The organism is Corallococcus sp. BB11-1 (assembly GCF_026626625.1).
GTDB classification, from domain to species: domain Bacteria; phylum Myxococcota; class Myxococcia; order Myxococcales; family Myxococcaceae; genus Corallococcus; species Corallococcus soli.
In genome coordinates, this window is sequence record NZ_JAPNJY010000028.1 from 224,438 (window position 1) to 238,303 (window position 13,866).

11 protein-coding genes are annotated in these 13,866 nt (G+C 72.0%); 6 read left to right on the forward strand and 5 right to left on the reverse strand.

Annotated elements, in window-relative coordinates; all coding sequences use genetic code 11:
• Nucleotides 1-5: 5 nt before the first annotated feature.
• Nucleotides 6-668, forward strand: coding sequence for a molybdenum cofactor biosynthesis protein (locus tag OV207_RS22475; protein WP_267557150.1), 663 nt, complete (start codon nt 6-8; stop codon nt 666-668).
• 18 nt (nt 669-686) lie between these two features.
• On the opposite strand, the gene OV207_RS22480 is transcribed toward OV207_RS22475, so the two are convergent.
• From OV207_RS22480 to OV207_RS22495, 4 genes are all read right to left on the reverse strand, one after another.
• The gene (locus tag OV207_RS22480; RefSeq protein ID WP_193428228.1) at nt 687-1,367 is read right to left on the reverse strand and encodes a hypothetical protein; all 681 of its coding nucleotides are present in this window, start codon (nt 1,365-1,367) and stop codon (nt 687-689) included.
• Nucleotides 1,368-1,479: 112 nt separating this feature from the next.
• On the reverse strand, nt 1,480-5,280 hold the full coding sequence (locus OV207_RS22485; RefSeq protein ID WP_267557151.1) for an ATP-binding protein: 3,801 nt from the start codon (nt 5,278-5,280) through the stop codon (nt 1,480-1,482).
• A 172-nt stretch (nt 5,281-5,452) separates the two neighbouring features.
• Complete coding sequence (locus tag OV207_RS22490; RefSeq protein ID WP_267557152.1) at nt 5,453-6,853, reverse strand: M50 family metallopeptidase; 1,401 nt, start codon at nt 6,851-6,853, stop codon at nt 5,453-5,455.
• A gap of 15 nt (nt 6,854-6,868) precedes the next feature.
• Entirely contained in the window at nt 6,869-7,291 is a 423-nt protein-coding gene (locus OV207_RS22495) for an NUDIX domain-containing protein (protein ID WP_193428225.1), read from the reverse strand.
• Between the two features lie 72 nt (nt 7,292-7,363).
• On the opposite strand from OV207_RS22495, the gene OV207_RS22500 reads away from it, so the two are divergent.
• Both OV207_RS22500 and acs read left to right on the forward strand, forming a co-directional pair.
• Nucleotides 7,364-7,849, forward strand: a complete 486-nt coding sequence (locus tag OV207_RS22500) for a hypothetical protein (RefSeq protein WP_267557153.1) — start codon at nt 7,364-7,366, stop codon at nt 7,847-7,849.
• A gap of 61 nt (nt 7,850-7,910) precedes the next feature.
• Nucleotides 7,911-9,863, forward strand: a complete 1,953-nt coding sequence (acs, locus tag OV207_RS22505; RefSeq protein ID WP_267557154.1) for an acetate--CoA ligase — start codon at nt 7,911-7,913, stop codon at nt 9,861-9,863.
• A gap of 18 nt (nt 9,864-9,881) precedes the next feature.
• On the opposite strand, the gene OV207_RS22510 is transcribed toward acs, so the two are convergent.
• Nucleotides 9,882-10,043 carry a hypothetical protein gene (locus OV207_RS22510; RefSeq protein WP_267557155.1) on the reverse strand — a complete coding sequence of 54 codons (162 nt, stop codon included), beginning with the start codon at nt 10,041-10,043 and terminating at the stop codon, nt 9,882-9,884.
• 242 nt (nt 10,044-10,285) lie between these two features.
• Between OV207_RS22510 and OV207_RS22515 the strand changes: the two genes are divergently transcribed.
• The 3 genes from OV207_RS22515 to OV207_RS22525 all read left to right on the forward strand — a co-directional run bounded on the left by OV207_RS22515 (nt 10,286) and on the right by OV207_RS22525 (nt 13,773).
• A complete protein-coding gene (locus OV207_RS22515) occupies nt 10,286-11,989 on the forward strand; it encodes a dipeptidase (RefSeq protein WP_267557156.1) in 1,704 nt (567 codons plus the stop codon).
• 225 nt (nt 11,990-12,214) lie between these two features.
• Nucleotides 12,215-13,153 carry a squalene/phytoene synthase family protein gene (locus tag OV207_RS22520; RefSeq protein ID WP_267557157.1) on the forward strand — a complete coding sequence of 313 codons (939 nt, stop codon included), beginning with the start codon at nt 12,215-12,217 and terminating at the stop codon, nt 13,151-13,153.
• Nucleotides 13,154-13,239: 86 nt separating this feature from the next.
• Complete coding sequence (locus OV207_RS22525; RefSeq protein ID WP_193428219.1) at nt 13,240-13,773, forward strand: hypothetical protein; 534 nt, start codon at nt 13,240-13,242, stop codon at nt 13,771-13,773.
• Nucleotides 13,774-13,866: the final 93 nt, after the last annotated feature.

Sequence of the window (13,866 nt, forward strand, 5' to 3'; positions counted from 1 at the left end):
AGGTCATGTCCGTCACGGTGCTGTACTTCGCCGCGGCCCGCGAGCGCGCGGGCCTGGCGAGGGAGTCCCTGGAGGTGCCCGACGGCGCGCGCGTGTCGGACGTGCTGGCGCTGCTCGCCGCGCGGCACCCGGCGCTGACGCCGCTGCTGCCGCACCTGCGCGTGGCGGTGCAGCAGCAGTTCGTGGGGACGGACGCCCCGGTGCCCCAGGGCGCGGAGCTGGCGCTGATTCCGCCCGTGGCCGGAGGCGCTCCGGGCCTCTTCGCGGTGGTGGACCGGCCGCTCGTCCTGGCGGAGGTCGTGGACGCGGTGGCCGCGGAGTCCGCCGGCGGGCTGGTGACGTTCTCCGGCGCGGTGCGCAACCAGACGAAGGGCCGGCGCGTGCTGCGGCTGGAGTACGAGGCCTACGCGCCCATGGCGGAGGCGAAGCTCGCGGAGATTGGCGAGGAGGTCGCGAACCAGTGGCCGGGCACGCGGCTGGCCATCGTGCACCGCGTGGGCACGCTGGTGCCGGGGGAGCTGGCCGTCGTCATCGCCGCGGCGTCCGCGCACCGCAAGGAGGCCTTCCGGGGCTGCGAGCACGCCATCGAGCGGCTCAAGCAGGACGTGCCCATCTGGAAGAAGGAGTTCTTCGAGGACGGCGAGGTGTGGGTGGGACTGGGGCCCTGACGCGGCCCCGGCGCCCCGCTACCGCACGCCGAAGCTCGCGGGGACGGTGACGCGCGCGCCGCCGTCCTGCTCGCGCGTGGCCTTCTCCTCGGCCGAGAGGGGCCGCATGGGCTGGTCCAACCCGAGCGTCTTGCGCCGCGCCTCCTCCTTGTCATGGGCGGACTGGAGCGCGCGCGCGTTGCTCGCGGCGATGCGCTGCGGATCCGGCCCCATGGTGAGGAAGGCGACGGGGGCGCTCAGGAAGAGCATGGCCGCGATGATGATCCAGGCCACGTCGCGCACCCGGAAGCGGTCCGCGCGCTCCTTCACCACCGAGGGCTGCACGAGCAGCCGCAGCTCTCCCTCCACCAGCCGCAGCGTCATGCCCTCGCGCAGCTCCAGGGACACGCGGCCGGGCGCGCCCGTGAGCTCCTCCGGGCCCACCGCGTGGAAGTCGTCGCCCTTGAGGCTCTTCTCCACCCGGGCCGACGGCGGGACGTGGATGCGCCAGCCCTTCGGGGTGCGCTCCGCGAGCAGGAAGGGCTCCTCCGGCAGGGTGAAGCCGTAGAGGGGCAGGGGGGCCGTCTCGTCGGGCGCGGCGTGGACCTGGGCCAGCTCGGGGCCGTAGCTCCAGGCCTCCGCCAGGGAGGTGCCCCAATACAGCTCGCAGAAGAGTCCGCCATCCGCCACGTTGGGGGAGGGCACGGGAACGGTCGCCATGTCGGGCGGGAGCATAAAGCCTTCGCTCCCTTCCGGCCCGGCTTCCTGCCGGGGGCCGTCCCCTGGCGGACGCCCCCACGCCTGGCTGCCCTCCCGGGAGGCGGCGCCCGGCTCAGCTTCCCGTCAAATCCTTGAGCAGCGCCTCCAGGGTCTCGAAGTGCAGCGGCTTCACCAGGTGCGCGTCGAAGCCCGCGGCCTTGGAGCGCTGGCGGTCGGACTCCTGGCCATAGCCCGTCACCGCGACCAGCTTCATCGCGCGGGGCTCCTCCTGCTGCCGGAGCAGCCGCGCCAACTCATAGCCGTCCATCACCGGCAGCCCGATGTCCAGCAGGGCGATTTCAGGAAGGAAGCCCTTCGCGGCCTCCAGGCCACTGGGGCCGTCGTAGGCCACGCGCGTGTCGCAGCCGAGGAACGCCAGGGATTCGGAGAGCACGTCCGCCGCGTCCTTGTTGTCGTCCACGATGAGCACGCGCGCGCTCACGGTGGTGGGCTCCGGGGGCACCAGCGCGCCGGGCTGCGGCGTGGGCAGGGCGGCCGGCGCTTCCGCCTCCAGCGCGGGCAGGCGCACCGTGAAGGTGCTGCCGCGGCCCCGGCCCGGGCTGTGGGCGCTGATGGTGCCCTCGTGCAGGGTCACCAGGCTCTTCGCGATGGCGAGCCCCAGCCCCAGTCCGCCCTGGGAGCGGTCCAGGGCCTGGTGCTCCTGCACGAAGAGGTCGAACACGCGCGGCATCATCTCCGGGGCGACGCCCACGCCCGTGTCGCGCACGCTGACGACCAGCTCCCGGCCCTCGCGCGAGCCCGTCACCGCGAGGAAGCCGCCCGGCTCGGTGTACTTCGCGGCGTTGGTGAGCAGGTTGGCGAACACCTGCGCCAGCCGCGTGGGGTCTGCGTCCAGCAGGTCCGTGCCGTGCACGGGCAGGTCCACCTCCAGCGTGTGCTGGCGCTGCTCGATGAGGGGGCTGGTCTGCTCAATCGCCTTGGCCACCACTTCGGTGAGCGTGATGCGCTCGCGCTTGAGGGTGACCTTGCCCCGGGTGACGCGGCTGACGTCCAGCAGGTCGTCCACCATCCGCACCAGGTGCGTCACCTGCCGCTCGATGAGGGTGCGCTCGCGCTCCGCGGCGGTGTCGCCCCGCAGGCGCATGAGCTGGAGCGCGGTGAGGATGGGGGCCAGGGGGTTTCTCAGCTCGTGGCCCAGCATCGCGAGGAACTCGTCCTTGGCGCGGTTGGCGGACTCCGCCTCACGCCGCGCGGTGGCCAGCTCCGTCACGTCGAAGACCACCACGACGATGGCCTCCACCTGCCCCTGCGCGTCGCTCATGGGCTGGTAGACGAAGTCGAAGAAGACCTCCTGCGCCTGCTCCGGAGCGTGGTGGAAGACGATGCGCACGGAGCGGCCGATGAAGGGCTCGCCCGTGGTGTAGACGCCGTCCAGCAGCTCGTAGATGCCCTGGTGGGCCAGGTCCGGGAGCGCCTCGCGGATGCCCTTGCCCATCACGTCGCGGTGGGCGATGAGCCGCAGGTAGTTCTGGTTGGCGAACTCGTAGACGTGCGTCGGACCGCGCAGGATGGCGATGCCCACGGGGGCGTGCTGGAAGATGCGCGCCAGCCGCTCGCCGTGCGCGGCCTCCAGCGCGCGCAGCCGCGAGCGCGTGAGCTGGGCGGTGACGCGCGCGAGCAGCTCCCGGGTGGAGAAGGGCTTCACCAGGTAGTCATCCGCGCCCGCGTGGAGGCCCTCCTCCTGGGCCTCCTCGCCCGCGCGCGCGGACAGCAGGATGACGGGCACGTGCCGGGTGCGCTCGTCGGCGCGCAGGGCCTGGAGCAGACCGAAGCCGTCCAGGCGCGGCATCATCACGTCGGTGATGATCAGGTCCGGGGGCCGGGCGAGCGCGGCCTGGAGCGCGGCCTCTCCGTCCGCCACCGCCTCCACCGTCCAGCTGACGCCGAGCAGCCGGCCCACGTAGTCGCGCATGTCGGCGTTGTCGTCCACCAGCAGGATGCGCGAGCGGCCCAGCGCGCCCAGCGCGGCGGTGTCGACGTGCCGCGTGGGCTCACCGTCCTGCCCGAGCGCGGGGGGGCTTCCGGGCAGCCAGCCCAGGGCGTCGCGCACGTAGGGGTTCGCGCCCGTCAGGGGGGCGCGGTGGTGCCGGGCGGACGTCACCTGCTCCTTCGGCAGGTGCCCGAAGCCCGCGGGGATGCGCACGGTGAACGTCGTGCCCCGGTCCACCTCGCTGCGCACGCCGAGCGTGCCCCCGTGCAGCCGCACCAGCTCGTGCACCAGCGCCAGCCCGATGCCGGAGCCCTCATGGGAGCGGGAGCGCGCGTTCTGGATGCGGTGGAAGCGCTCGAACAGCCGGGGCAGCTCGTGCTCGGGGATGCCGGTGCCGGTGTCGGTGACGCGCAGCTCGGCGTGTCCGTCGTGCCACCCCTGCGCCACGGTGATGCTGCCCGTGAAGGTGAACTTCAGCGCGTTGGACAGCAGGTTGAGGACGATCTTCTCCCACATCTCATGGTCCACCCAGGCCGGCTCCGGCAGGGGAGGACAGTCGACGTCGAACACCAGCCCCGCGCGCTCGATGGCGGAGCGGAAGGCGCTGGCGAGCCCGGCGGTCAGGGTGGAGAGGTCGGTGGGCTCGTACGCGGCCTGCACGCGGCCGGCTTCGATGCGCGCGAAGTCCAGCAGCGTGTTGACCAGCTTGCGCAGGCGCACGGCGTTGCGGTGCACCGTCTCCAGCGCTTCACCCTGGAGCGTGCGCTCGGGGGTGGCGAGCGCGTCCTCGGTGGGCCCCAGCAGCAGCGTGAGCGGCGTGCGCAGCTCGTGGCTGATGTTGCTGAAGAAGGCCGTCTTCGCGCGATCCAACGCGGCGAGCGCCTCCGCGCGCTGGCGCTCCTCCTCGTAGGCGCGCGCGTTGGCGAGCGTGGACGCGACCTGCTCCGCGGTGAGCTGGAAGAACGTGTGGTAGCGCGCGTCGAGCTGGCGGCGGGGGCTCACGCCGCCGACGAGGAAGCCCAGGGGGCGCGCCTGTCCCGGCCGCGTCAGCGCGCGCACCACCGCGAGCGGTGGCGGGGTGTTCCAGCGGCCTCCGGGCAGCTCAATGAGGCGCCGCGACAGGTCCCCCACGACGACCGCTTCGCCCGTGCGGGCGGCTTCGGCGAAGGGCCAGTCGGTGTCCCGCTCGTCGCTCAGGCGCTGCTGGAGCGGCCGCGCGGCGAGCGTGGCCTCCGACAGCGCGGCGCTGCCCACGCGCCGGGCGGTGTTTCCGTCCTGCTCCAGCAGGTAGAGCAGGGTGAAGGGCAGGTCCAGGTCGTTGCCCGCGAGCACGTCCACCACGGCCTGCGCGGCCTGCTCGGCAGAGCGGGCGTCGGTGGTGCGGGCCGCCAGGTCGCGCAGCATGCGCAGCTGCCGGTCGTGCTGCACCTCCTCGGTGGTCTCTCGCACGGTGACGAGCACGCCGCCCACGCTGCCCTGCTCGTCGGGAACGGGGCTGTACGAGAACGTGTGGAACGTCTCCTCGATGAACCCGCGGCTGTTGATGAACAGGGGCAGGTTTTCGCTCCACGTCGCGGGCGCGCCCTCGAGCACGCCCCTCGCCATGGGGCCGATGACGTTCCAGATCTCCTTCCACACCGCTTCGCCAGGAGCGCCGAGGGAGCCTGGGTGCTTGTGGCCGAGCACCGGACGGTAGGCGTCGTTGTAGACCTGGATCATCTCCGGGCCCCACCACATGAGCATGGGGAACCGGTTGTTGAGCACCACGCCCACCATCGTCTTCAAGCTGACGGGCCAGTCGCGCGACGGACCCAGCGGCGTCTGGGCCCAGTCCAGCGAACGCACCAGTGCCCCCATCTCACCGCCGCCCGCGAAGTGACGTTCGTCGGAAGGGGTGGGGGACAGGGGCAGGGGCAGGGGCATGCGGTTCTCAGGGGGAGGAGCCGAAGCAGGTGAGAGCCCCGGCTTCTAGTGGCGCGCAGGGGCTACTGCAATCGAGGGCGGTGCGCGCGACCGCGCAGGTCTGCCCGGGCGGCAGGCGCTCGGTGGGCCGCACGTAGGACAAAGGAGCGGGCGCTTCACCGCGCCGGGCGCCTCAGGGAGGGGCCGGCGTCACGACGCGCGCCGGTGGCTGACCAGGGGAGGGGGTTCCCGCGTCCTGCGTCGCAGCCGGCGCGGTGGACGCGGTTGCAGGAGGTGGGGCGGTCGCGGGCCCCGGTTTGCCGTTCGGCCCTGCTGGAGACGTTGCCGCCGCCGGCGCAGGCACAGGAGCCGTGGACGCCGCTGGGACAATCGCAGGCTTTCCGCCCGCCACCGCAGGAGGCGTGGACGCCGCCGGGACGGGCGCAGGCCTTCCGCCCGCCACCGCAGGAGGCGTTGAAGCTGTCGGAGCAGGCTTGCCGCCCGCCACCGCTGGAGGCGTGGGCGCCACCGTGCCGCCCGGACCGGCACGGGACTCCAACGGGGCAGGCAGCGCGCGGCGGATCTCCGCGCCCGCCGTGGCCACGATTCCAATCGACAGGAAGAGGAACCCGGCCGTCTGCGCCACCGTCTCCACGCGCGGCGGGATGCGCCGGCCGCTCACCGCCTCGACGGCGAGCAGCAGCACCCGGCCACCATCCAGCCCCGGCACCGGCACCATCGTCAGCAGCGCCAGCGCCACCGACGCCGCCACCATCGCGCGCACCAGCGCATCCAGCCCTGACGCGGTGGACGACGCGACGTCGGAGGACTCCTGGCGCATCAGCGCGCCCGGCCCGGCCCGGCCCGCGACGTCCGGGCCCCGCACCATCGCCACCAGCGTGGACAGCGCCTCGGAGGCCACCCGCCCCGTGTGCACGAATGACTGGCGCAGCGCCTCGCCGGGCGCGTGCGTGCGGAACACGTACTGCTGGCTCACGCCAATGCGCCCCGTGCCCCGCTCATCCCCACGGGGCCGCACCTTCACCGTGCGCGGCTCGCCGTGTCGCTCCACCGCCAGCTCCAGCTCGCGGCCCACGCCGTCCGCGACCCGCGCGACGAAGTCCGACCATTTCTCCAGCGGCTTGCCGTCCACGCGCAGCAGCCGGTCCCCCGGCAGCAGCTGCGCTCGCGCCGCCTCCGAGCCCGGCACCACCGTGCCCACCGTCAGCGGCACCACCACGTGCGTGCCCGACGAATACAGCGCGAACAGCAGCCCCATCGCCACCGCGTAGTTCGCCACCGGCCCCGCCAGGATGATGCCCATCCGCTTGAGCGGCCCCAGCGTGCCGAACCCCGTCGTGTCCTCTTCCCCGGCGCGGTGCGGGTTCATGCCCCGCAGGTCCGCGGACGCGCCCAGGGGAATCGCCCCCAGCACGAACTGCGTGCCCCCCAGCCGGAACGACAGCAGGGGCGGCCCGAAGCCCACGGTGAAGCGCGGCACGCGCACGCCCAGCAGGCGCGCGGCCAGCAGGTGCCCCAGCTCATGCACGATGAGCAGCGCTCCGAGGGCGAGCAGGACGAAGAGGTAGTGCATCCGGACCCCGGCGGACTACAGCTTGCGGCGCTTCCCGGTGCGCTTGTACGTCAGGTAGTCGGACAGGATGGTGCCGTGGTCGAAGCAGAGGTCCCTGGGCAGCGCGTCCAGCGTGAAGGTCTTCGCCTCCGCCGCGTCGTCCGCGCCCACCGGCTCGCCCGTCGCTTTCGCGATGAACACCGTGGAGATGGTGTGCAGCCGGGGGTCGCGCTTCGGATCCGAATAGCTGAAGAACTGCTCCTCCAGCGTCACGTCCAGCCCCGTCTCCTCCTTGGCCTCGCGGATGGCCGCCTTGTCCAGCGGCTCGCCCTCATCCACGAAACCGCCCGGCAGCGCCCAGCCCACGGGGGGATTCGCGCGGCGGATGAGCACGATGCGCTCGCCTGACAACTCGATGATGCAGTCCACGGTGGGTTTGGGGTTGCGGTATTCGGGCATGGCGTCGCACTCTACCCTCGCCCCTACCCGAGCGCCCGCTTCGGATGCCTCTCGTGGGCGATGGTGCGTGCCGTGTCTACCCTCCGACGCCTCTGCCTCGCTGCCCTCGCGCTCACGGCCCCTTCCCTGGCGGGCTGCCTGCCGTACAGCCAGAACCAGGGCGAATACACGCTGACCCCCGTGGAGGTCCTGCGCGACGAGTGCAACCTGCTGCCAGAGGTGGTCGGCGCGTTCCAGTTGAGCCTCCAGATTTCAGGCCGCGTCGTGCGCGCGGACTTCGGCGTGCAGGACATGCAGCTGCTCGGCTACTTCCTGGAGGACGGCGAGGCGTTCACCGCCGACGGCAGCGTGGCCAACGTGAGCATCGCGACGACCGGCGAGGAGTGCCTGCTCGATCAGGTCCGCCTGCACCTGGACGCCACGACCCAGTGTCCGACGCAGTTCAATGGTCAACTGCGACTCGCCTATGACTCCAACGGCGTCGCGCGCTGCAACTGCGAGCTGTGGGTCCGCTTCGAAGGCGTTCAGGGCAACACCCGCTGCGAAGAGTCGCCTTGAGACTCGGGGGCCGGGCCCCTACAACAGGAGGGCTGTTCCCACGCGCAGTGGAGGGACGCCCATGGCAGACACGCAGGCAATCGACTCGGTCCTGAACGAGTCCCGCGTCTTCGCACCCCCCGAGGACTTCTCCCGGCGGGCCCACATCCGCAGCATGCAGGACTACCAGCGGCTGTGGGACGAAGCGGAGAAGGATCCGCAAAGGTACTGGGGAGACCGGGCCCGCGAGGAGCTCTTCTGGAAGGAGCCCTTCCAGACGGTGCTGGAGTGGAAGCCGCCCCACGCGCGCTGGTTCATCGAGGGGAGGACCAACCTCGCCTACAACTGCCTGGACCGGCACCTGCCGAAGCTCCAGGACAAGCCCGCCATCCTCTTCGAGGGGGAGCCCGGCGACCGCCGGAGCGTCACCTACGGAGAGCTGTCCCGGCAGGTGAACCAGCTGGCCAACGGCCTCAAGTCCCTGGGCGTGAAGAAGGGCGACCGCGTGGGCATCTACCTGCCCATGGTGCCGGAGGCGGCCGTCGCCATGCTGGCGTGCGCGCGCGTGGGCGCGGTGCACTCCGTGGTGTTCGGCGGCTTCTCCTCGGAGGCGCTCCAGGAGCGCATGAAGGACATGGGCGCGAAGGTGCTGCTCACCGCGGACGGCGGCTGGCGCAAGGGCGCCGTGGTGCCGCTGATGAAGAACGTGGAGGCCGCGCTCCCGAACGCCCCCAGCATCGAGAAGGTCGTCGTGCTCACGCGCACCGGCGACGGGAAGCTCCCCCAGGGCCCGAAGTACATGGCGTGGGACGCGCTGGTGAAGGGCCAGCCGGACACCTGCGAGCCGGAGTGGGTGGAGAGCGAACACCCGCTGTTCATCCTCTACACGTCCGGCTCCACCGGGAAGCCCAAGGGCGTGCTGCACACCACGGCGGGCTATGCCCTGAACGCGTCGCTCACCACGCGCTGGGTGTTCGACCTGCGCGAGGACGACGTCTACTGGTGCACCGCGGACGTGGGCTGGGTGACGGGCCACACGTACGTCGTCTACGGCCCGCTGATGAACGGCGTCACCACGGTGCTCTATGAAGGCGCGCCCACCCAGCCGGGGCCGGATCGCTTCTGGGACATCATCGAGCGCTACAAGGCCACCATCCTCTACACCGCGCCCACCGCCATCCGCGCCTTCATGCGCCTGGGGGACGGGCCGGTGAAGCAGCACGACCTGTCCTCGCTGCGCCTGCTCGGCAGCGTGGGGGAGCCCATCAACCCCGAGGCGTGGATGTGGTACCGCGACGTCATCGGCGGCGGGCGCTGCCCCGTCGTGGACACCTGGTGGCAGACGGAGACGGGCAGCATCATGATCTCCCCCCTGCCCGGGGCCACGCCCACCAAGCCGGGCTCCGCCACCTTCCCGCTGCCCGGCATCCACGCGGAGATATTGGACCGCGACGGCAACCGGGTGCCGAAGGGGCAGGGCGGCCTGCTGTTCGTGACGAAGCCCTGGCCGTCCATGCTGCGCACCGTGTACGGGGACCCGGAGCGGTACGTGAGCACGTACTTCAGCGAACTGCCCGGCATGTACTTCACCGGCGACGGCGCGCGCACGGACGCGGACGGCTACATCTGGCTGATGGGCCGCGTGGACGACGTGGTGAACGTGGCCGGCCACCGCCTGGGCACCGCGGAGGTGGAGAGCGCGCTCGTGGCGCACGCGAAGGTGTCCGAGGCCGCCGTGGTGGGACGCCCGGACGACCTGAAGGGCACCGCGCTGGTCGCCTTCGTGACGCTCAAGCAGGGCAACGCCCCGTCGGACGCGCTCAAGAAGGAGCTGGCCACGCACGTGAGCAAGGAGATTGGCGCCATCGCGCGGCCGGATGAGATCCGCTTCGCGGAAGGCCTCCCCAAGACGCGCTCGGGGAAGATCATGCGCCGGCTGCTGCGCGACGTGGCCGCGGGCAAGAAGTCCACGCAGGACACCACCACGCTGGAGGACCTCAACGTGCTGGCCGCCCTCGGTCAGAACGACGAGTAGAGGCCTGGCGGGCCCTGCCTACGGCCGGCCGTCCTCCGTGTCCTTGCGGGGGCGGCCGTGCTTGTCCCGCACGTTCTCCCGGTCCGCCTTGCTCCACCAGATGCGGGAGCTCCACAGCGCCGGGCCCAGGACGACCGTGAGGACGAAGAAGACGACCAGGCCCACCACGATCTCCGTCACGGCTTCCTCCAGGGTTCCCAGGGCGGAAGTGCGCAGGGGACCGCGGAGGCAACCCTAGCGTCCCCGTACCCCGGGTGCCATCCAGCGCGCGGGGCGGGCAGTAGTGAGATGCACGGCGTCCATGGGCCCCGTGCATGCCGCACGGCGGCGAGCCCCACGCCCGGGCCCCGGCCCGGGCGCCTCCCGGTCGGGCAACCTGCCTGGGCGGGCAGCGGGCGGCAGTCCTGCTAGATTGCGCCGCCATGAACCGATTTGCCTCGACCCTGTTCACCGCGCTGCCGCTCACGGCGGCGCTCGTCGCCCCCGTCGCGGACGCATGCACCAGCATGCTCGTGACGAAGGGCGCCACGACGGACGGCTCCACGTTCATCACCTACTCGGCGGACGCGCACGAACTGTACGGCGAGCTGTACTACACGCCCGCGCGCCGTCACGCGGCCGGCGCGCAGCGCGACATCGTGGAGTGGGACACCGGCAAGTTCCTGGGGCGCATCAAGGAGCTGCCCGCCACGTACTCCGTGGTGGGCAACATGAACGAGCACCAGCTCTCCATCAGCGAGTCCACCTTCACGGGCCGCAAGGAGCTGGAGGGGCCCGCGGGCATCATCGACTACGGCTCGCTCATCTACGTGGCGCTGGAGCGCGCGAAGACGGCGCGTGAGGCCATCCAGGTGATGACGGACCTGGTGGCGGAGTACGGCTATGCCTCCACCGGGGAGACGTTCTCCATCGCGGACCCGAAGGAGGCGTGGCTGCTGGAGATGATTGGCAAGGGCGCAGGCCAGAAGGGCGCGGTGTGGGTGGCCCGCAAGCTCCCCGACGGCGTCATCTCCGCGCACGCCAACCAGGCGCGCATCCGCCAGTTCCCGCTCAACGACTCCGGCACCACGCTGTACTCGCCGGACGTCATCACCTTCGCGCGCTCGAAGGGATGGTTCACGGGCGCCGACAAGGACTTCAGCTTCGCGGACACGTACCACCCGCTGGACTTCGGCGGGCAGCGCTTCTCCGAAGGGCGCGTGTGGAGCATCTTCCGCCGCGCGGCCCCGTCCCTGAAGCTGGGCCTGGAGTACGCGGAAGGCACGGACCTGAACAAGCGCCTGCCCCTGTGGGTGAAGCCGGACAAGAAGGTGTCCGTGCAGGACACGATGGCGCTCATGCGCGACCACTTCGAGGGCACGCCGCTGGACATGTCCAAGGACGTGGGCGCGGGGCCCTACGCGGCGCCCTACCGCTGGCGGCCCATGACGTGGGACGTGGACGGCAAGCACTACGTCCACGAGCGCGCCATCTCCACGCAGCAGACGGGTTTCTCCTTCGTCGCGCAGATGCGCGCGTCGCTGCCCAACGCCATCGGCGGCGTGCTCTGGTTCGGCGTGGATGACACGTACACCACCGTCTACACGCCCATGTACGCGGGCATCCGGCAGGTGCCGAAGAACTTCTCCCAGGGCGTGGCCAGCCGCGGCGACTTCTCCTGGGACTCCTCCTTCTGGGTCTTCAACTGGGTGTCGAACCAGGCCTACGGGCGCTGGAGCGACATGATCGTCGACGTGCAGAAGGCCCAGGGCGAACTGGAGGGCCAGTTCCTCGCGGACCAGGCCCACGTGGAGAGCATCGCGCAGGTGCTCTACAAGCGCACGCCGGAGCAGGCCCGCCAGTACCTCACGGAGTACTCGCTCCAGCAGGGCGACAAGGTGCACGCGCGCTGGCGCAAGCTGGGCGAGCAGCTGCTCGTGAAGTACATCGACGGCAACGTGCGGGACGGGACGGGCAAGGTGAACCACCCCCGCTACCAGGACGCGTGGTACCGCCGCATCGCCGCCGACAACGGCGCCCGGCTGCAGTCGCGTGAGAAGCCCGAGCCGAAGCCCCAGGCCCCCGCGGCGCCGGCCCCGGCCGCCGTCCCGGCCACGCCGAAGCCCACCGTGGCCCCGGCCCCCTGAAGCCTGCCTCCCGGGGGCCCCGGGACGCCGGAGGGCCCTCCTCCGGTGTCCTGCTCCCGGGCCTGGCGCGGTCGTGACGCGGTGTCCGTCCATGGGCCCGCGCGGCGTCGGGCCCCGCGGATCCTTCACGTTCGCGCGTGTGTCGACGCGTGGCTTGTGGCAGTCACGGGCCCGGGCGGAGCGCGCCCCTTCGCGAAGGACGGTTCCTTGAGTGATGCTTCCGCTGTGACAGCCCTGCCGTTTCGGGACGACGAGCTGGCGGACTTCCTCGTGCGCACCAGCCGCACGTTCGCGCTCGCCATCCCGCTGCTGGAGGAGCCCCTGCGCCGCGAGGTGGGCCTGGGCTACCTGCTGCTGCGCGTCGCGGACACCCTGGAGGACGCCGCCCCCTGGCCGCGCGAGGAGCGGCGCGAGGCCCTGGCCGGCTTCGAGGCGCTGCTCCAGGAGGCCCCCCAGGTGGACGTGGAGGCCCTGGTGCGCGGCTGGTTGGCGCGCCCCCCCACGGACAACGCGGGCTACCTGGACCTGCTCTCGCGCACCCCCTCGCTGCTGGCGAGCCTGGACGCGCTGCGCACGGAGGCCGGCGCCATCCTGCGCCACTTCGTGCTGAAGACGGTGCGGGGCATGCGCGAGGTGCTCGCGGGCGCCACCCCCGAGGGCCTCGTGACCCTGCGCTCGCTCCAGTCACTGCGTGACTATTGCTACATCGTGGCGGGGCTGGTGGGGGAGCTGCTCACGGACCTGTTCGTCCTGGACCCGCGCCTCGCGCCGTACGCGCCGAACCTGCGCGCGCTGGCCCCGCTCTTCGGGGAGGGCCTGCAACTGGTCAACATCCTCAAGGACGTGCGGCAGGACCGGCAGGAGGGGCGCGCGCTGCTGCCCGTGGACGTGCGGCTCCAGGACGTGGAGCGGCTGGCGGGCGAGGACCTGATCGCGGCCGCCCGCTACGTGCGGGCCCTCTATGGCGCGGGGGCGCCCCGGGACGTGCTCGCCTTCACCACGCTGCCCCTGCTGCTGGCGCAGGCCACCCTGGAGCTGCTGATCCGCGACGGCGCGGGGGCCAAGGTGTCGCGCGCCGTGGTGCACGCCCAGATGAACGCGCTCCAGGCCGCCCTGGAGCGGGGCCAGCTCCCCGAGTCCGTGGAAGCGCTCGCCGGCCCCTGAAAAGCGTTCGAAAGGCCGCAACTTCCAGGTGCCTGCATCGGATAATTCCAATGCTGGTGTCTTCTCCCCCTGGAGTGCTGCCCCCCATGAACTGCGCCCGCTCGTCCCCGGCGGTCATCGTGTACTTCCCCGCGCGGCCGGACGCGGCGCCTCCGAAGGTGCAGCGTCGGGCGCTCCGGCTGGCGTGCGATGGGGAGGGGGGGATTCCCTTCGCCGCCACGCGTCAGCGCGGGCTGTGGACGTTCCAGACGGCGGCGGGGCCGGAGCGGTGGCTGCCCGGGCGGGTGCGGGGGCAGGCGCGGATGCACGCGTTCCTGGTGGAGGTGCTGGGCTTCGGTGGCCTCATCCAGGGCTACGACATGGCGGCGGACACGCGCAGTGATTCGGTTCCGGGGCACCCGGACTTCGCGAAGAACTTCGACCTGTTCCTGCACCACTACGCGGGCGCGCTGCTCAAGCAGCTGGCGCCGGAGTCCGCCTTCGGGCGCGCGCTGGGGCAGGTGGTGATGCTCAACGGCCAGCAGTGGGCCGGACTGGGCTTCACGCTGACGGACGCGGGCCAACGCCTGGTGGATGCGTGGCTGGCGGAGCAGGGCGTGGTGCTCAGCCCCGCTGCTTGAGACCCGGGCGGCCCGCGTGGCCGCCTGCTTCCGGAGGGGTTGGGGGGGCCCTCCGGGAGGCCTCTGGGCGGACGGCGGGATTCCGGATAGGGA

What these genes read in the sequence shown, in the direction of transcription:
- OV207_RS22495 (WP_193428225.1), bottom strand. Translation starts at nt 7,291, where the DNA reads ATGCCCGAATACCGCAACCCCAAACCCACCGTGGACTGCATCATCGAG.
- OV207_RS22490 (WP_267557152.1), bottom strand. Translation starts at nt 6,853, where the DNA reads ATGCACTACCTCTTCGTCCTGCTCGCCCTCGGAGCGCTGCTCATCGTG.
- OV207_RS22525 (WP_193428219.1), top strand. Translation starts at nt 13,240, where the DNA reads ATGAACTGCGCCCGCTCGTCCCCGGCGGTCATCGTGTACTTCCCCGCG.
- OV207_RS22475 (WP_267557150.1), top strand. Translation starts at nt 6, where the DNA reads ATGTCCGTCACGGTGCTGTACTTCGCCGCGGCCCGCGAGCGCGCGGGC.
- OV207_RS22480 (WP_193428228.1), bottom strand. Translation starts at nt 1,367, where the DNA reads ATGGCGACCGTTCCCGTGCCCTCCCCCAACGTGGCGGATGGCGGACTC.
- acs (WP_267557154.1), top strand. Translation starts at nt 7,911, where the DNA reads ATGGCAGACACGCAGGCAATCGACTCGGTCCTGAACGAGTCCCGCGTC.
- OV207_RS22485 (WP_267557151.1), bottom strand. Translation starts at nt 5,280, where the DNA reads ATGCCCCTGCCCCTGCCCCTGTCCCCCACCCCTTCCGACGAACGTCAC.
- OV207_RS22515 (WP_267557156.1), top strand. Translation starts at nt 10,286, where the DNA reads ATGAACCGATTTGCCTCGACCCTGTTCACCGCGCTGCCGCTCACGGCG.